At 65.0% G+C, this 18495-nt stretch carries 13 protein-coding genes; 8 read left to right on the top strand and 5 right to left on the bottom strand.

The annotated features are described in order from the left end of the window. The first annotated feature begins 9 nt into the window (after positions 1–9). Genes QYC26_RS00890 through QYC26_RS00880 form a run of 3 tightly spaced genes read left to right on the top strand, consistent with a single transcriptional unit; the run spans position 10 to position 4657 of the window. Positions 10–1563, top strand: coding sequence for an acyl-CoA ligase (AMP-forming), exosortase A system-associated (locus QYC26_RS00890; RefSeq protein ID WP_411197613.1), 1554 nt, complete (start codon positions 10–12; stop codon positions 1561–1563). After that, entirely contained in the window at positions 1560–2789 is a 1230-nt protein-coding gene (locus QYC26_RS00885) for a pyridoxal-dependent decarboxylase, exosortase A system-associated (protein ID WP_317513529.1), read from the top strand. Before QYC26_RS00890 ends, QYC26_RS00885 begins: the two co-directional genes overlap by 4 nt. A gap of 44 nt (positions 2790–2833) precedes the next feature. After that, positions 2834–4657: an asparagine synthetase B family protein gene (locus tag QYC26_RS00880; protein WP_317513528.1), complete on the top strand. Its 1824-nt coding sequence runs from the start codon at positions 2834–2836 to the stop codon at positions 4655–4657. Here the strand turns inward: QYC26_RS00880 and truA are convergent. Further along, positions 4645–5388, bottom strand: coding sequence for a tRNA pseudouridine(38-40) synthase TruA (gene truA, locus QYC26_RS00875; RefSeq protein WP_317513527.1), 744 nt, complete (start codon positions 5386–5388; stop codon positions 4645–4647). The two genes, QYC26_RS00880 and truA, sit on opposite strands and share 13 nt — an antisense overlap. Further along, complete coding sequence (gene fmt / locus QYC26_RS00870; RefSeq protein WP_317513526.1) at positions 5385–6290, bottom strand: methionyl-tRNA formyltransferase; 906 nt, start codon at positions 6288–6290, stop codon at positions 5385–5387. Before fmt ends, truA begins: the two co-directional genes overlap by 4 nt. 53 nt (positions 6291–6343) lie before the next feature. Between fmt and recR the strand changes: the two genes are divergently transcribed. The 4 genes from recR (at position 6344) to QYC26_RS00850 (ending at position 10324) form a co-directional block, all read left to right on the top strand. Continuing rightward, positions 6344–6940 carry a recombination mediator RecR gene (gene recR / locus QYC26_RS00865; RefSeq protein WP_317513525.1) on the top strand — a complete coding sequence of 199 codons (597 nt, stop codon included), beginning with the start codon at positions 6344–6346 and terminating at the stop codon, positions 6938–6940. 107 nt (positions 6941–7047) lie between these two features. Beyond that, on the top strand, positions 7048–8121 hold the full coding sequence (gene recA / locus QYC26_RS00860; RefSeq protein WP_317513524.1) for a recombinase RecA: 1074 nt from the start codon (positions 7048–7050) through the stop codon (positions 8119–8121). Between the two features lie 277 nt (positions 8122–8398). Further along, on the top strand, positions 8399–9031 hold the full coding sequence (locus QYC26_RS00855; protein ID WP_317513523.1) for a glutathione S-transferase: 633 nt from the start codon (positions 8399–8401) through the stop codon (positions 9029–9031). Positions 9032–9055: 24 nt separating this feature from the next. After that, the gene (locus QYC26_RS00850) at positions 9056–10324 is read left to right on the top strand and encodes a dicarboxylate/amino acid:cation symporter (protein WP_317513522.1); all 1269 of its coding nucleotides are present in this window, start codon (positions 9056–9058) and stop codon (positions 10322–10324) included. Positions 10325–10340: 16 nt separating this feature from the next. On the opposite strand, the gene QYC26_RS00845 is transcribed toward QYC26_RS00850, so the two are convergent. Together QYC26_RS00845 and QYC26_RS00840 are read right to left on the bottom strand one after the other, a co-directional pair. Further along, positions 10341–11684, bottom strand: a complete 1344-nt coding sequence (locus QYC26_RS00845) for a dicarboxylate/amino acid:cation symporter (RefSeq protein ID WP_317513521.1) — start codon at positions 11682–11684, stop codon at positions 10341–10343. Between the two features lie 78 nt (positions 11685–11762). Then, the gene (locus QYC26_RS00840) at positions 11763–13796 is read right to left on the bottom strand and encodes an elongation factor G (protein ID WP_317513520.1); all 2034 of its coding nucleotides are present in this window, start codon (positions 13794–13796) and stop codon (positions 11763–11765) included. A gap of 226 nt (positions 13797–14022) precedes the next feature. On the opposite strand from QYC26_RS00840, the gene alaS reads away from it, so the two are divergent. Beyond that, complete coding sequence (alaS, locus tag QYC26_RS00835; RefSeq protein WP_317513519.1) at positions 14023–16674, top strand: alanine--tRNA ligase; 2652 nt, start codon at positions 14023–14025, stop codon at positions 16672–16674. Positions 16675–16677: 3 nt separating this feature from the next. Here the strand turns inward: alaS and QYC26_RS00830 are convergent, their stop codons facing one another. Beyond that, positions 16678–18444, bottom strand: coding sequence for a cation:proton antiporter (locus QYC26_RS00830; protein WP_317513518.1), 1767 nt, complete (start codon positions 18442–18444; stop codon positions 16678–16680). Positions 18445–18495: the final 51 nt, after the last annotated feature.

Below are 18495 nucleotides of genomic sequence, written 5' to 3'. Positions count from 1 at the left end.
TATCCCCCGATGTCAGTCTGTTTCTCGTTGCCCCTCAAAGGAGCCCCAGTGCAAGCCCCATCGCCTGATCCAAAGCCGCTCGATCATCTCGTTCTTGGTGGCGATCGCGACGCGACTGCCGTCGACGCGCGCTTCGGAACGCTGACTTATGGCGATCTGGACGACTGGGTAGGGCGCTATGCCAGCGGGCTCCTTGCCAAAGGGTTGAAGCCCGGTGATCGCATCGCGGCCTGGCTCCCCAAGACGCGCGCTGCGGTGATCCTGCCACTGGCGGCGGCGCGCGCCGGGCTCGTCTATGTGCCGGTCAATCCGCTGCTGAAGCACGCGCAGGTCGCGCATATTCTGGCGGACAGCGGCGCACGGCTGCTCATCACCCAGCCCGCGCGCGCCGCGATGCTGAGCGCAGCCGATCTCGGCGATTGCGCGGTGGAGACCGATGAGGATGCACTGCCCGGCGACGCCGTCATGCCGCCATCGGCGCACGACCCGTTCGATCTGGTCGAAATCCTCTACACCTCGGGGTCGACCGGCCGGCCCAAGGGGGTGATGCTCAGCCACGCCAATCTCTGGCTCGGCGCGGTGAGCGTGGCGCATTATCTGAAGGTGCAGCCCGACGACAAGGTTTTGGGCGCGCTGCCGTTCAGCTTCGATTATGGGCAAAACCAGCTGCTTTCGACCTGGGCGGCGGGCGCCTGCGCGGTGCCCCTCGATTATCTGACGCCGCGTGACGTCATCAAGGCGGTGGAACGCTTTGGCGTCACCAGCATCGCGGGCGTGCCGCCGCTCTGGGTGCAGCTCGCCGAGGCGAACTGGGCCGACGAAACCGCCGCCAGTATCCGGCGCCTCACCAATACCGGCGGCGCGCTCCCCGTGCCGATGGTCCGGCGCCTGCGCGCGCTGTTCCCCAATGCCGCGCTCTACCTCATGTACGGCCTGACCGAGGCCTTTCGCTCGACCTATCTCGATCCGGGCCTGACGGACGCGCATCCTTCGTCGATCGGCAAGGCCATTCCCTTTGCCGAGATCCTGGTCGTTCGCCCCGATGGCAGCCTCACCGCAGACGATGAACCGGGTGAGCTTGTCCATGCCGGGCCGCTCGTCGCCCAAGGTTATTGGAACGATGCCGAACGGACCGCCGAACGCTTCAAGCCCGCGCCCGCCGCCTCGCAGCTGGGCGGGGTGGCCGTGTGGTCGGGCGACACCGTGGTCCGCGATGCCGAAGGCTTGCTCCGCTTTTCGGGGCGCGCCGACGAAATGATCAAGGCTGCGGGCAACCGCGTCAGCCCCACCGAGATCGAGGAAGCCGCGATCGCGAGCGGCGGCGTTGCCGAAGCCGTCGCGCTCGGTGTGCCCGATGACCGGCTGGGGCAGGCGATCCTGCTCATCGCGCGCGCGCCGGAGGGGCTTTCGCAAGAGGACGCCCATGCGCGTCTGACCGCCTGGATCAAGGCCGAACTGCCCGGCTATATGTTCCCGCGCGAGATCCGTTTCGTCGATCATTTACCCCGCAACCCCAATGGAAAGCTGGATCGCACCGCGATCCGTCAGGAGTATGCCGCATGAAGCCGATGGGAACCGTTCCCGCCGCATTCACCGCTCAGGATGGCGAGCTGCTGATTGGCGGCAAGACGGCAAGCGCGATCGTGGACGCCGCGGGCGAAACCCCGCTCTTCGTCTATGACGGCGCCATGCTGCGCGCGCGGATGCACAGCCTGCGGCAGGCGATGCCCGAACGGCTCGCGCTCCATTATGCGATGAAGGCCAACCCCTTCGCGCCGCTCGTCCGGCTGATGGTCGAGATCGCCGACGGGATCGATGTGGCGTCGGTGGGCGAGATGCGCATTGCCCTCGATGCCGGGGCGCAGCCACAAACCATGTCCTTTGCCGGGCCGGGCAAGCGCGATGCCGAGATCGAGGCCGCCATTCGTGCGGGCGTCGCGCTCAATTGCGAATCCGAACGCCAGATCGACCGCGCGATCGCGATCGGCGCGGGGCTCGGGCTGCGCCCCAAGCTCGCGATCCGCATCAATCCCGATTTCGAATTGAAGGGATCGGGGATGCGGATGGGCGGCCGCCCCACCGCCTTTGGCGTCGACGCCGTCGATGTGCCCGCGCTGGCGAAGCGGATTATCGGCGCGGGGGCCGAATGGCACGGCTTTCACATCTATGGCGGTTCGCAGGCATTGGATGCGGAGGCGCTGGTCGATGCCCAGGCCGCCACGCTGGCGCTCGCGGTGCGCCTCAGCGCGGAAATCGGCACAGCGGCCCCGCACGTCAATCTCGGCGGCGGGTTCGGCATCCCCTATTTCCCCAATGAAAAGCCGCTCGATATCGAACGGATCGGCACCGCGCTGGGGGAGGCGCTGGCGGCCCTACCCAGCGGTTTCGAAGCGACCGGCTTTGCCATCGAGCTTGGCCGCTGGCTGGTGGGCGAGGCGGGCGTCTATCTCACCCGCATCCTCGACCGCAAATCGAGCCACGGCGAAACCTTTCTGGTCACCGATGGCGGCCTCCATCACCAGCTGGCGGCAAGCGGCAATTTCGGCACGGTGGTGCGGCGCAACTATCCGCTCGCGCTCGCCAGTCAATTCGGTGCGGAAGGCACGGAGGTCGTGAATGTCGTCGGCTGCCTGTGCACCCCGCTCGACAAGCTGGGCGATCAGGTCTTCCTGCCGCGCGGCGCGGTGGGCGATATCGTCGCGGTGTTCATGGCCGGGGCATATGGCGCCAGCGCCAGCCCCTCGGCGTTTCTCGGCCATGGCCCGGCGCCTGAAATCCTGCTCGATTAGTTCATGTTGAGTGTAATAAATGCAAATTATCATTCTGTAATATAATGATTTCAGGTGCATTTCATCTCGGTACGCCCAAGCCCGTTTCGCTCGCGCGGGTGGAGGCGATGGCGCTGGGCGCGAATGTCCATGCCCATGCGACCGCCCGAAGCTGGGGTACCGCCGGGCTGGGGCTGGGCGCGGCCAAGGACGCCGATATTTGGGCCGACGATGCCGGCCAGATCGCCGTCGCGTTCGACGGGCGGCTCTATAATGCCGCTGACCTCCGCACCATGCTTACCGAGACGGGCGAGGGGTTCGACGGGGACAGCCCCGCCGAACTGATCGCGCGCCTTTGGCGGTACAGCGGGCCGAAGCTGCTTCAGCAGCTTGAGGGCAAGTTCGTCCTTGCGCTCCATGACGGCGCCAATCAGCGGCTGTTTCTGGCGCGGGACCGCGTCGGCGTCCGCACGCTCCATCTTGCGGCCATGGCGGACGGCGCGCTTGTCTTTTCGTCCAGCCTGTCCGGGCTTGCTACCAACCCCTTGTTTCGAAAGCAGATAAACGTAACGGCGCTCGACGATTATCTGGCGCTTGGCTTCGTCCCCGATGACAATTGCCTGTTGGCCGGGGTCCACAAGCTGCCGGCCGGTCATTACCTCATCGTCGAGCGGGGGCGCGATCTGCCCGTGCCCGTGCGCTGGTGGGATGCGCAGTTCAAAATCGATGAGAAGGCCAACACCAGGGCAGGTGCGCCCGCTTTGCTGGAAACACTGCGCGCATCGATCGCGCAGGTCACACATTCGGGTACTGCCGGAACGGTGGTCGAAACCGGCGTGAACAGCGCGGCCATCGTCGCGCTGATGGCGGAGGCGAGCAGCCGCGCCGTGCCGACACTCGCGATCGATCCCGGCTGGGATGGCAAGGCGCAGGGCGATGCCGCGACCGCGCCGCTCGCCGAACGCTACGCGACCGCGCATAAGCAAGTCGGCCTGCCCAGCGAACAGATGCTGGCGTCGATCGATGCCTTTGTCACCGCGTTCGATGAACCGCAGGGCGATGTCGAGGCGCTTGGTCGCTTCTGCCGCACCGCGATTGCGGCGGAGCATGTCGGGGATGTTCTGGCGGGGGCGGGGGGCGACGAGTTTTTCGGCGACCATGGACTTTATCCGAACAATCACATTCTCGAAAATATTTTAAAGATTGCCAGTAATGTTTTTAAAAATAATCGAATAAATTCGATTTCATCTCGCGTCAGAGAGGCCGCCATCCTGCGCGCGGTCGAAGCACGGATCGCGACGTCGTTCGAGGCCCGCCGCGGCTTGCTGAGCGCCAGGACGCAACAGGAAATGGGCGATTACCGGGCGGAGCAGCGCTATTTCGAGGCGATGGAGGCTGCCTCGGGCGATCCGATGGCGCGGGCGCAATATGCCGACATCGTGATCGAACTCCCCGCCAATGTGCTGCGACGCCATGAAGGCAGCGCCGAGGCCGCGGGCATCGCGCTGCATCTGCCCTTTCTTAGCCGCGACATGATGGATTTCGCGCGGTCGCAATCCGCACGTGCGCGTCAGCGTGGCGGGCAGGGCAAATGGCTGTTGCGCCGCGCCATGGCAGGGCATTTGCCCGGAGAGGTGATTGGTGCAGAGGCACGCGAAACGCCGCCGCCCGTGGCGCACTGGCTGCGTGGGCCTTTGGCCCCCGCGATCCGGCGGTTGGCGGACCGCTCGGCGTTGATCGAGAGCGGCCGGTTCGACCGGGCCGAACTGACCGCGCTGATCGACGCGCATCTCGACGGCCGCGCCGACCACGGCGCGCTGCTATGGCAGCTTCTGATCCTCGACCGAACCCTTGCAAGGCTGTTCGGCCCGGGCCGTCAGGCGGGGTAGGTCGCCTCGACGAAATAGAGCCCGTCGGGCGGCGCGTTGAGGCCCAGCGCCGCGCGGTCGCAGGCTTCAAGCGCGGCCTGCAGGTCGTCCGCGCTCCATCGTCCCTGACCGACCAGCGCGAGGCAGCCGACCATCGAGCGCACCTGGTGGTGCAGGAAGGACCGCGCGGCCGCGTGGATCACGACGTTATCGCCATCGCGTTCGACATCGAGACGGTCGAGCGACTTTAGCGGGCTTTCGGACTGGCAGTGCACCGAGCGAAAGGTCGTGAAGTCATGGCGTCCGACCAGTCTTTGCGCGGCATCGTGCATGGCGCCTGCGTCAAGCGGGTGGATCACGCGCCAGGCGCGGCCCTTGTCGAGCGTCAGCGGCGCGCGGCGGTTGACGATGACATATTCATAGCGCCGCCCCGTGCAAGAAAAGCGCGCATGCCAGTCATCGGCCACGGGCACGCAGTCGAGGATCGCGACCGGATTGGGGCGCATCAGCGAATTGAGCGCCTCCATCAGGCGAAACGCGGTCAGCGGCTTTTCGATCTCCAGATGCGCGCGCATGCCCACGCCGTGCACGCCCGCATCGGTGCGCCCCGCGGCGTGGACGACAACCGGCTCGCCAGTCAGCTTGTGCGCGGCATCCTCGATCGTCTGTTGCACCGAGGGGCCGTGCGCCTGCCTTTGCCAGCCCATGAAGGGGCGGCCATCAAATTCAACCGTGAGCGCATAGCGCGTCATGCGAGCACCGTGCCCTTGGGGATCGGATAACCGCGCAGCAGATCGGCGGGCGCCATGGCGCCGCGCCCGGCGCGCTGGACGAGCACGGGGCGGAGCGTCCCCGTGCCGCAGGCGATGCCGAGCGTGTCGTCGATCACGCTCCCGGGGGCACCGCTCTCCGCTTCTACTTTGGCTTCAAGGATGCGGATGCGCTCGCCGCCATGTTCGAAAAAGGCGCCGGGCAGCGGGTTGAACGCGCGGATCTGGCGCTCGATGGCGTCGGCGGCGTGGGTGAAGTCAATCCGCGCCTCGGCCTTGTCGATCTTGCTGGCATAGGTGACGCCGTCCTCGGGCTGGGGGACGGGCGGGTACGTGGGAAGATCGGCCAGCACGCGGACCATCAGCGTCGCGCCGCTGGCGGCGAGTTCGGCGGTGAGTTCGCCCGACGTCTTGGCGTCAACGGGCGTTTTGATCGTCGCCAGCATCGGCCCGGTGTCGAGCCCGGCCTCCATCCCCATGATGGTAACGCCGGTCGTCTCGTCCCCGGCCAGAATGGCGCGGTGGATGGGCGCCGCGCCGCGCCAGCGGGGGAGGAGCGAGGCGTGGACGTTGAGGCAGCCATGGCGCGGCGCATCGAGAATGGCGCGCGGCAGGATGAGGCCGTAAGCCGCGACGATCGCGACATCGAGATCCAGCGCGGCAAAGGCGGCCTGTTCCTCGGTACCTTTCAGCGAAACCGGCGTCATGACGGGAATGCCAAGCTCTTCCGCCCGGCGATGGACGGGCGTGGGCGACAGCGCCTTGCCGCGGCCCGCGCGGCGGGGCGGCTGGCTGTAGACGGCGACGACATCATGACCGGCGCCGACAAGGGCGTCGAGCGTCGGGACGGCGAAATCGGGGGTTCCCATGAAAGCAATGCGCATAATCTCTCTCAACCGCTTGGCAGACGCTTGCGCAACCCCTTATCAATGCCGCCATGATATCGCCCGAGATAGAATTGCTGACACAGGCCCTTGCGCGGCTGCCCGGGCTTGGCCCGCGTTCCGCGCGCAGGGCGGTGCTCCACCTCCTGAAAAAGCGGGAGACGTCGATGGCGCCGCTGCTCCGTGCGCTGGAGGCGGTGAACGAAAAGCTCACCACCTGCGGCATTTGCGGCAATGTCGACACGTCCGATCCGTGCGGCATCTGTGCCGATGCGCGCCGCGATCCGCGCGCGCTGTGCGTGGTGGAGGAGGTGTCCGATCTCTGGGCGCTCGATCGCGCCCGGCTGTTTCCGGGGCGCTTCCATGTGCTCGGCGGCCGGCTTTCGGCGCTGGAGGGGGTGCGCCCAGAGGATCTGGGGATCGACAGCTTGATCCGCCGGGTGGAGGCAGGGGGCATTGACGAGGTGGTGCTCGCCATGAACGCCACGCTCGAGGGGCAGACGACCGCGCATTACATCGCCGAGCGTCTGGAAAATTTCCCGATCCGCATCACCCAGCTCGCCCATGGGCTGCCCGTTGGGGGCGAACTCGATTATCTCGACGACGGGACGCTCGCACAGGCACTTCGGGCGCGCAGACCCGTGGGGTGACGGCCTGAAACTCTATTTGTTCCACTCTTGTTCCGTCGGAACAAATGCTGTACGCATTGCGCCACGTTGAACGTCAACGCGGTTCGATCTACGAGAGGGAGCAAGCCATGTCGGCACAATTGAAGCTCATCGATTCCGAGAAGAAGACGGAGAATATGGACAGGCAAAAGGCTCTCGAAGCGGCACTGGCGCAGATCGACCGCGCATTTGGCAAGGGCTCGGCCATGAAGCTGGGCTCGCGCGAGAAGATGGAGATCGAGGCGATCTCGACCGGCTCGCTCGGGCTCGACATTGCGCTCGGCATTGGCGGGCTCCCGCGCGGCCGTATCGTCGAAATCTACGGTCCGGAAAGCTCGGGCAAGACGACGCTGGCGCTCCACGCGATCGCCGAGGCGCAGAAAAATGGCGGCACGGCGGCATTTGTCGACGCCGAACACGCGCTCGATCCCGTCTATGCCAAGAAACTCGGCGTCGACATCGACGAACTGATCGTCTCGCAGCCCGACACCGGCGAGCAGGCGCTCGAGATCGTCGATACGCTGGTGCGTTCGAACGCGATCGACGTGCTGGTGATCGACTCGGTCGCCGCGCTTGTTCCGCGCGCGGAAATCGAAGGCGAAATGGGCGACAGCCATGTCGGACTGCAGGCACGCCTGATGAGCCAGGCGCTGCGCAAGCTCACCGGTTCGATCAGCCGTTCGCGCTGCCTTGTCATCTTCATCAACCAGGTCCGTATGAAGATCGGCGTGATGTACGGTAACCCGGAAACCACCACCGGCGGCAACGCGCTCAAATTCTACGCCTCGGTCCGCCTCGACATTCGCCGCACCGGCCAGATCAAGGATCGCGACGATATCGTCGGCAACACCACCCGCGTGAAGGTGGTGAAGAACAAGGTTGCCCCGCCGTTCAAGCAGATCGAATTCGACATCATGTATGGCGAAGGCATCTCGAAGGTCGGCGAAATCCTCGATCTCGGCGTGAAGGCCGGGATTGTCGAGAAATCGGGTGCCTGGTTCTCCTATGATTCGATCCGTATCGGTCAGGGCCGCGAAAATTCGAAGAATTATCTGCGCGAAAATCCCGAGATCATGGAACGCATCGAAAAGGCGATCCGCACCCGCACCGACGCGGTGGCCGAGGAAATGATGGTCGGGCCGGAACCCGACGACGACGCATAAGGGCAGGGGGCTCGCGTCCCCTTCCATCAAGCGATGAAAAGGCCCGCCATTTCGATGGCGGGCTTTTTTGTGCCTGAGACAGATTCCCAAATCTCATGTCGCTTTTGTCGCGGCTCGTTCGATTTCAACGCTCACTTCCGCACTATACCGTTGATTGAATGAAACGATCCGACGCGCCCGCGCGTTGGCTTCTCTGCGTGGCGGGTTTCGGCTCCTCCCTTTGAACATCAGGGGGTTATGCGCCGGTTCTCATCCGCTGGAACAGCAGGGGGTACCGATGTCGATTGTCGTTCATCATCTCGAAAATTCGCGGTCGCAGCGGATATTGTGGATGCTCGAGGAACTCGGGCTGGATTATGACGTCAAGCGCTATGCACGCGATCCCAAATCGATGCTGGCGCCGCCCGAACTGCGCCGGGTGCATGCACTCGGTAAATCCCCGGCGATCGAACATGGTGGGCGCGTGATCGTCGAAACCGGCGCAATCGTCGAATATCTGGTCGAGCTTGCCGATGGGGGGCTCGGCCCCGCGCCGCACCGTGACGAAATCCTGCGCTATCGCCAGTTTCTGCACTATGCCGAAGGTTCGCTGATGCCGCCGCTGCTGGTGATGCTCGTGATCGGCAGGCTGGGGCTGCTCGGCAAACCCGCGCGCCCGCGCATTCAGGCGATGATCGACCAGCATCTGACCTGGCTCGAACAGGAGCTTTCCGCCCGGCCCTGGTTTGCCGGGGATAATTTCACCGCGGCGGACATCATGATGAGTTTTCCGCTGGAAGCCGCGCAGCAGCGCGCCGGGCTCAATGCGCGCGATCATCCCAACCTGTCCGCATGGCTGGAACGCATTCATGCGCGTCCCGCCTACCGGGCGGCACTCGACAAGGGTGGTCCCTATGCCTTTGCGGATTGAACTGGGGTGGCTGGGAGGCCGGGCATGACGCTTCAGATGAAGATGCTCATAGGTTTCGTCGTCGGGCTGGCGGCGGGGATGGCGGTCCACCTGACGGCCCCCGATGCCGCCTGGGTGGACGGCGTCACCCGCTACGTCACCCAGCCGATCGGCCAGATATTCCTCCGCCTCCTGTTCATGCTGGTCATCCCGCTGCTCTTTTCGGCGCTGATCATCGGCATCGCTGAAATGGGTGATATCCGCGCGCTGCGCCGCATCGGGGTGAAGACGCTGGTGATGACGATCCTGGTCTCCAGCATCGCCGTCCTTGTCGCGGTGGCGACGGTCAATCTGTTGCAGCCGGGGGCCGGCGTGCCGGCTGAGACAGCGCAGGCGATGCTCGCGGATGCCGGCAACAGCGCCGGCGCGATCGTCGCGGGCGGCCGCGATGCGCCCAAGGGGCTTGATGCGGTGCTCAACATCATCCCCAGCAACATCGTCTCCGCCGCGGCGGCAAACGACATATTGGCGGTGATGTTCTTTGCGCTCTTCTTCGGCATCGGGCTGCTTTTGGTCGACAGCCCCGCCGCGAACCGGCTGCAGGAGGTGGTTCAGGGCATTTTCGACGTCACCATGCGGTTGATCGAGATCGTCATCCGCATGGCGCCCTATGCGGTGGCCTGTTTCATGTTCAATCTGGCGGCGATCTTCGGGTGGGAACTGCTGGTGCGGCTCGGCGCCTATGTCGGCGTGGTGCTGCTGGCGCTGGGGCTGCAGATGCTGGTCGTCTATCCCGCGATCGTGAAGCTGCTGGCGGGCATGTCTCCCATCACCTTTTTCCGGGGGATCCAGGCGGCGATGGTGATGGCGTTTTCAACCGCCTCGTCCAACGCCACGTTGCCCACCTCGCTCCGGGTGGCGGAGCATCAGCTCGGTCTTCCGCCGCGTGTGTCGCGCTTCGTGCTGACCATCGGGGCCACCGCGAACCAGAACGGCACCGCGATGTTCGAGGGGGTCACCGTCCTGTTCCTGGCGCAGTTCTTCGGGGTTGATCTGACCTTCGGGCAACAGGTGATGGTGGTCGTGATCTGCATCCTCGGCGGGATCGGCACCGCCGGCGTTCCGGCGGGATCGCTTCCGGTGATCGCGCTGATACTCGGGATGGTGGGGGTGCCGCCCGAGGGGATCGGGCTGGTGCTGGGCGTCGACCGGTTCCTCGACATGTGCCGGACGACGCTCAACGTAACGGGCGATCTCGCGATCGCGGCCGCCGTGTCGCGCGGCGAGGAAACACACGCGCGACCGGCAGTCTGATCCAGAACGACTTTAACTATTCGCGGAAGCTGGTCGGCCCCCGATTTTCCTGATTGTCCGGATTGGTGAAGACATGGTGGGTTGAGGGGGCATGGGGCGGCTCGATTTCCGCCGGTTCGAGCGGATCGAGCTTGCCCTCCCATTTGGCGACGACCACGCTCGCCACGGCATTGCCGATGACGTTGGTGGCCGAACGCCCCATGTCTAGGAAATGATCGACGGCGAGGATCAGCAGCAGGCCGGCCTCGGGAATTTCGAACATCGACAATGTCGCCGCGATGATGACGAGGCTCGCGCGCGGAACGCCGGCAATCCCCTTGGAGGTGATCATCAGCACGAGGAGCATCGTGATTTCCTGGCTCAGCGTCAGATCGATGCCGTAAGCCTGCGCGATGAAGATGACCGCGAAGGTCATGTACATCATCGAGCCGTCGAGATTGAATGAATAGCCGAGCGGTAGCACGAAGCTTGCGATGCGCGGCGGCACGCCGAACCGGTCGAGCGCGGCGAGCGTGCGGGGATAGGCGGCTTCGGACGAGGCGGTCGAAAAGGCGAGCAGGATCGGCTCGCGAATATAGCGGACGAGCAATTTGGTCCGCGACCCGACGATCAAGAAGGTGACGCCGATCAGCACAACCCAAAGCGTGCCGAGGCCGAGATAGAAGCTGCCCATGAAGAAGGCGAGATCGCCGAGCACCTGGGGCCCGCGTTCGGTGAGCGTGCCGGCCACCGCGGCGAACACCGCGATCGGCGCCAGGCGCATCACATAATCGGTGATCTGGAGCATCACCTCGACCAGACCTTCGACCGCCTTCACCAGCGTTTCGGCCTTTTCGCCAACGGCGGTGATCGCCACGCCGACGAACAGCGAGAAGATCACGATCTGCAGGATTTCATTCTTGGCCATCGCCTCGATCATCGAAGCGGGGACGAGATGGCTGATGAAGTCCTTGAGGTTGAACGCCGTCTTTTCGACGCCGCTCGACGCATTGGCGGCGGGCACCGCAAAGTCGAGCCCGACGCCGGGCTGCAGCAGATTGACGAGCACGAGGCCAAGCGTTAGCGAAACAAGGCTGGCGCTGATGAACCAGACCATGGTGCGCAGCCCGATCCGGCCGAGCGCCGAGGTGTCGCCCATATGGACGATGCCCGATACCAGCGTCGCAAACACCAGGGGGGCGATGATCATCTTGATCAGGCGCAGAAAGATCGTCGTTACGATCGAAAAATAACCGGCAATATCGGTAAGCGTCTGCGCGGATTCGGGGCTTCCGTCCCCGATCGTGGCGTTGAGGGCCCATCCGCACAGGATGCCGAGCACGAGCGCGGCGAGAATATAATAGGTTAGGCGTTTCGCCACTGGCATTCCCCTGTTCTTAAGCCGCACTAAGAAAAGGATCGAGGCCGCGAGGTCAAGGACCGCCCAAATTTAGAGGGTTCAGCCGGGGGATGCGCGCGCGTTCTGGATCACCTCCTGCGCCTGTTTTCCGCTGAGTTCGGAGAGATGGTCGAAGCGCGCTGAATAGCTGGCAAGTCCCTGGCTGAGCGAGCGCAGTTCGGCGTCCAGCCCGTGGAGTTCGGCCTCGGGTAGAAGCATGTCGATCTGGTCCCAGCGCGACCAGCCGGGGCGGGGCGCAAGCCCAAGCACCTGTCCGCGCCGACTGGAAACCGCCGAACTGATCCGCGACGTGGCACTGCCGGGCGAATAGATCGTCACCTGACACACCGGCTCAAGGAGATAGGGGGATGCGGTCGCCAGAGCATCGGCCATGGCGATCCGGCCCGCGGTGCGAAAGGCAAGCTCGGAACTGTCGACGCTGTGGAACCCGCCATCGACGAGCGTCACCCCGATATCGACGACCGGAAAGCCCAGCGGCCCTTTTTGCATGGCATCGCGCACGCCCATTTCGACGGCGGGTATCCATTGTTTCGGAATGGCGCCGCCGGTGATGCGATCGGCGAACGAAAAACCGGCACCGCGATCGGCGGGATGAAGCTCGATCACGACATCGCCGAACTGGCCATGCCCGCCGGATTGCTTCTTGTGGCGTCCGCGCTGGGTCACTGATTTGCGAACCGATTCCCGGTACGCCACCTGCGGCCGGTGGGTATCGACCGCGACGCTGTAGCGCCGCTGGAGCCGCGCGAGGACATTCTGGAGATGCTCTTCATTGATCCCGCGGAGCAGCATCTCGTGCGTCGCCTCGTCATGCCCCCAGTCGAGCGCGGGGTCCTCTTCGGCGAGCTTGTGGAGCGCGGTCGACAGGCGGACATCGTCCTGGCGATTGCGCGTCACGATCGCGACCGCGCTGTTGCGCGGCGCCGGGCTTTGCCCGATCGGCTGTTCGCCCGACGGGGGCTGGTTGATCCCGAGCAGGGTTCCGGTGCGGGCGATGTCTACCTTGGCGATGGCTGCGATATCGCCGTGCTCGACGCGGGCGGTTTTTTCGGTGGCGCTGCCCTGGACAAAAAACAGCCCGCCTACGCGGGCCGATTGACCGTCGCTGGCGACAAGCTCGGCGCCTTCGGCAAGCGGGGCCCCCCAGATACGCGCCAGCGCGAGCCGGCCGACCGCATTGCCGTGCGTTACCTTGAAGACATAGGCGGCAGGCCCCGATATTCCGAGGCGCTCGGCGGCCGCCGCGGCATCTGGGCATTCGTGGCGCAGCAGCTTGAGCAGCCGCCGGATGCCAAAGCCGGCCTGCGCCGAACCGAAGAGCAGCGGTACCACCTGCCCATGCGCCGTTTCGCTGGCGAGATCGGCGAAAACCGCTTCGGGGCTCGGCATTTCATCGGCGATCAGCTGTTCGAGCAGCGCGTCGTCATGATCGGCGAGCTGTTCGAGCATATGGGTGCGTTCCTGCGCCTCGCGTTCCGCAAGCTCGGCGGGAATGTCGATCGCTTCGGACGGTCCACCCGGCCGGTAGCGATAGGCGCGTTCCAGCGCGAGATCGACAAAGCCGACGACCTTGTCTCCTTCACGCCACGGGATTTGCCGGGCGACGAGCGTGGCCGCGCTGGCGGGTTCGAGCGCGGCGAGCAACGAGCGGATCGATCCACGCGACTGATCCACCTTGTTCACGAACACCGCATGCGGGACGCCGTCGGCCTCAAGCCTACGCAGGAACGGTTCGGCGAGAAGGGCGCGCTCCGGATCGGGGTCGATGACGACCAGCGCCATGTCGGCAGCGGGCAGGGCGACATCGCCGTCAGCCGCAAAGCCGATCGATCCCGGCGTGTCGACGATCACGAAGTGCTCCCCCAGAAATTCCAGCCGGGCGAGATTGATTTCGGTGGATCCGCCCCGGGCACGGGCTTCGGGGCTGGCATCCCCCACGCTCGATCCGGCCGCGACATTGCCCTGTCTGCCCACCGCGCCTGCCGCGAACAGCAGCGCTTCCATCAAGCTGGTCTTGCCTGCTCCGGGTGGCCCCACCAGGGCGATGACACGCGTGGCGTTTTTCTTTTCCATGCATCCTCTCCCTGGCCGGAAAATACGGCCGCCATCTTGCCGAACGCGGCGGGAGACGATGTTCCCACGCGGGGCACATTGTGACGCAATGACTGATTCTTAGTGCGCGGAACCCCGCCGCGCCAGCGCCGTCAGAGCGCAAAAGAGGCATGATCGCCTAATTTTTTGGCGTATCGGGAACAAAAGCGGCCTTTTCACGTCGCGCTTGCTCACTTATTGGGCAGGCATGACTTCGACCAACGACATTCGCCGCTCCTTCCTCGATTATTTCGAGGGTCAGGGTCATGCCCGTGTTTCATCGGCCCCGCTCGTTCCGCATAACGATCCGACGCTGATGTTCGTCAACGCCGGCATGGTGCCGTTCAAGAACGTGTTCACGGGGCTTGAGAAACGCGACTATGTGACGGCAACCTCGTCGCAGAAATGCGTACGCGCCGGTGGCAAACACAACGATCTCGACAATGTCGGCTATACCGCCCGGCACCACACCTTCTTCGAAATGCTCGGCAATTTCTCGTTCGGCGATTATTTCAAGGAACAGGCAATCACCCATGCCTGGACGCTGCTCACCCGCGAATGGGGTATCGCGCCCGATCGGCTGACCGCCACCGTCTATCACACCGACGACGAGGCGTTCGAGCTTTGGAAGAAGATTGCCGGTCTTCCCGAAAGCCGGATCATCCGTATCGCGACCAAGGATAATTTCTGGGCGATGGGCGATAACGGCCCGTGCGGTCCGTGCTCCGAAATCTTCTACGATCACGGCGATCACATCTTTGGCGGCCCTCCGGGCAGCCCGGATGAAGATGGCGACCGTTTCGTCGAGATCTGGAACCTCGTCTTCATGCAATATGAGCAGGAAGACAATGAGATCGTTCGGGATCTTCCGCGTCCTTCGATCGATACCGGCATGGGCCTTGAACGCGTTTCGGCCGTTCTGCAGGGCGTGCACGACAATTACGATACCGACACGTTCAAGGCGCTCATCGCCGAGTCGGGTGAACTCACGAAAACCCTGACGACCGGCGACAATCAGGCAAGCCACCGCGTGATCGCAGACCATCTGCGGTCGTCGGGCTTCCTTGTGGCCGACGGCGTCCTGCCGGCGAACGAAGGCCGTGGTTATGTGCTGCGCCGCATCATGCGCCGGGCGATGCGCCATGCGCATCTGCTGGGCGCGAAGGAACCCCTGATGCACCGCATGGTGCCCGCGCTCGTCGCCGAAATGGGCGCTGCCTATCCGGAACTGGTGCGCGCGCAGCCGCTGATCGAAGCGACGCTGCTGCAGGAGGAAACCCGTTTCCGCCAGACGCTGGCCAACGGCCTGAAGCTGCTCGACGAAGCGACCGCCGGGCTGAATGTCGGCGACACGCTTCCGGGCGCAACCGCGTTCAAGCTCTACGACACGTTTGGCTTCCCCTACGACCTGACCGAGGACGCGCTGCGCGCCCAGTCGCTGAAGGTCGACCGTGAAGGCTTCGACGCCGCCATGGCGGAGCAGAAGGCTGCGGCCCGCGCGGCGTGGAAGGGGTCGGGCGAAAAGGCTTCGGACGAAGTCTGGTTCGACATTGCCGAGGAACTCGGCGGCACCGAATTCATCGGCTACAGCGCCGCCGAAGGCGAGGGCCAGGTGGTCGCGATCGTCAAGGACGGTGCGCGTGTCGATACCGCGCAGGCCGGTGACAGCGTCGTCATCCTGACCAACCAGACGCCGTTCTACGGCGAAAGCGGCGGCCAGATGGGCGATGCCGGCGTGATCGGCAACGACAAGGGGCTGAAGGCGGTCGTCAACGACACCTCGAAGCCGCTTGGTCGCCTCCATGCCCATCAGGCAACGATCGAAAGCGGCAGCATTGCGGTTGGCGAAACCGTGCATCTTGCGATCGATGCAGATCGTCGTGCGCAGCTGCGCTCCAACCACAGCGCCACCCATCTGCTGCATGCGGCGCTGCGCAACCGCCTTGGCGGCCATGTGACGCAGAAGGGCAGCCTTGTCGCGCCCGATCGTTTGCGCTTCGACTTCTCGCACCCCTCGGCGCTGTCCGCCGAAGATATCGCGCAGATCGAGGCCGATGTGAATGCGCAGATCCGCGGCAATGATGCGGTGACGACGCGCCTGATGACCCCCGACGATGCCGTCGCGGCCGGTGCGCTGGCGCTGTTCGGTGAGAAATATGGCGACGAAGTCCGCGTGCTTTCAATGGGCGCGGATGCCGGCAAGACCTATTCGGTCGAACTGTGCGGGGGCACCCATGTGAACGCGCTGGGCGATATCGCGGTGTTCAAGATCGTCTCCGAAAGCGCGGTTTCGAGCGGCGTTCGCCGGATCGAGGCGCTGACCGGCGAAGGCGCCCGCCTGTGGCTGAACGGCCGTGATGAGCGGCTGAAGGAAGCCGCCGCCACGCTCAAGGCCGCACCCGAAGATGTGCCGGCCCGCGTGGCCGCACTGATGGAAGAGCGCAAGCGCCTCGAACGCGAACTCGCCGACGCCAAGAAGGCGCTGGCGATGGGGGGCGGCAAGGCCGAAGCCGCCGGCCCCGAACAGGTGGGCGGCTATGCCTTCCTTGCGCAGATCGTCGAAGGGCTCGATCCTAAGGGGCTGCGCGGTGCCGTCGACGAGATGAAGACCCGGCTGGGTTCGGGCGTCGCGCTGCTGATCGCCGTCAATGATGGCCGCGCATCGGTGGCTGCCGGCGTGACCAGCGACCTGACCGGTGACGTCAGCGCGGTCGAACTGGTGCGCGCTGCCGTGGCCGCGCTGGGCGGGCAGGGCGGCGGCGGCCGTCCGGACATGGCGCAGGGCGGTGGCCCCGACGGCGACAAGGCCGAAGATGCGCTACAGGCTGCGCGGGCAGCCCTTGAAAGCGTCAACGCCTGACGTTCAGATATCGGCGAGCCGCGTCCCACCAAGGCGCGGCTCGCGATCGAGCATCCCCGCTTCCTTGATTTCCTGACGAAAGGCGTCGCGCCGTTCGTGGATCGACGCGATCACCGGCCCCATGGCGATGCCGAGATCGGTCAGCACCGCTTCCGATAGTTGCAGCGAGCTTTCGAGCGTCTCGGGCACCGCGTCGGTAACCCCCGCACGGTATAGCGCTGCGGCATGATCGGCATCGCGCGCACGCGCGATGATCGACAGATCGGGATGGCGCTTGCGGATCTTCTCCGCGATACGGATCGCCTGCACCGGATCGTCCATGGTGAGGATGACGGCGCGCGCGCGCTCAAGCTCAAGCCGGTCGATCATGCCCGGGCGGCTGATGTCGCCCAGAAATATGGGTAGCCCTTCGCGCCGTGCGGTGGCCACGGTGTCGGGGTTCGATTCGATCGCGACCATGGGCATGCCGTGGCGGCGCAGCATCTCGGCGACGAGCGAGCCGACCCGGCCATAGCCGATGACGACGGTGCGCCCCTCGGTTTCGGGTTCCTGCGGCAACTGGTCATAGCCGGCCATTTCCACACGGCGCGCAACGCTGCGCCCCACACGGGCAAGAAGCGGGGTGATGGTGAGCCCCAGCGCGGTGACGATCTGCCAGAAGGCTGCGGTGGAGGGCATGATCAACTGCGCCTGTGCCGCCGCCGCCAGAACGATGAGCGTTGTTTCCGAAGGCGATGCCATCAGCAGCCCCGTTTCAGCGGCAACGCCGGGCCGCGAACCCGACAGGCGCAAGAGGAGCGTGGTGATCGCCGTCTTCGCAATCACGACCCCCGCGACCGCGAGGATCAGTTGCTGCCAATTGGCTGCGATCACGCGCAGATCGAGCGTCATGCCGACCGAAATGAGGAAAACGCCCAGCGCCAGCCCCTTGAAGGGTGCGGTCATGACTTCCACTTCGGCGCCATATTCGGTCTCGGCGATGAGAATGCCGGCGAGCAGGGCGCCGACAATGGGCGACAGGCCAGCGGCCGAGGTGGCGATGCTGGCGAGAATGGCGACGAGAAGGCTGGCCGAGAGGAAAAGCTCCGGGCTCTTGGTCCGCGCGGCCTGCGCAAAGAGGCGCGGCAAGATGAGACGCCCGAGGACGAGCATCGCGGCCACCGTGGCCCCGCCGATCCAGAGCGTCCGTGCGAGCCCTTCGATGCCGCCATCGGCCGATGTGGGCGCCAGCGCGCCCAGCGCGAAAATGATCGGGACCAGCGCGACGTCCTCGAACAGCAACATGCCAAAGGCACTGCGGCCGACGGGGGATTTGGTGCCCGTCATGGGCAGCACGAGCGCGGTGGACGAAAGGGCGAGCGCAAGGCCGAGGCCGATCGCGCCAGGCCAGTTCTGGCCAAGCATCGCAAGCGTCGCACCGATAGCCAGCGCACAGAGCAGCAGTTCGGTGAGGCCAAGCCCGAAGACAAGCCGTCGCATCGTCCAGAGGCGCCGGAAGGACAGTTCCAGACCAATTGAAAACAGAAGGAGGATGACGCCCAGTTCGGCAAACGGCCCTATGCGTTCGGGATCGGTAATCGTGACATGCCGTAGCCACGGGGCTTCGGCGACATAGGCGCCGAGCCCGGCCGGGCCGACCAGCATGCCGACAAGGATGAAACCGATAACCGGATTGATCCGGAAGCGCGCGAAGGAGGGGATGATGATCCCCGCCGCGCCAAGAATCACAAGGGAATCGCTGATGAATGTGGAACTGGTTCCGAAGGCCATGACGCATCATCGCGTCTGCCCGAGGCAATTTCTAGCGCGACGGTCATAAAA

Source organism: Sphingomonas sp. C3-2, from assembly GCF_033025475.1.
Taxonomy (GTDB): Bacteria; Pseudomonadota; Alphaproteobacteria; order Sphingomonadales; family Sphingomonadaceae; genus Sphingobium_A.
The sequence above is the reverse complement of the archived record's forward strand: the minus strand, read 5'-3'. Positions and strand labels throughout refer to the sequence as shown.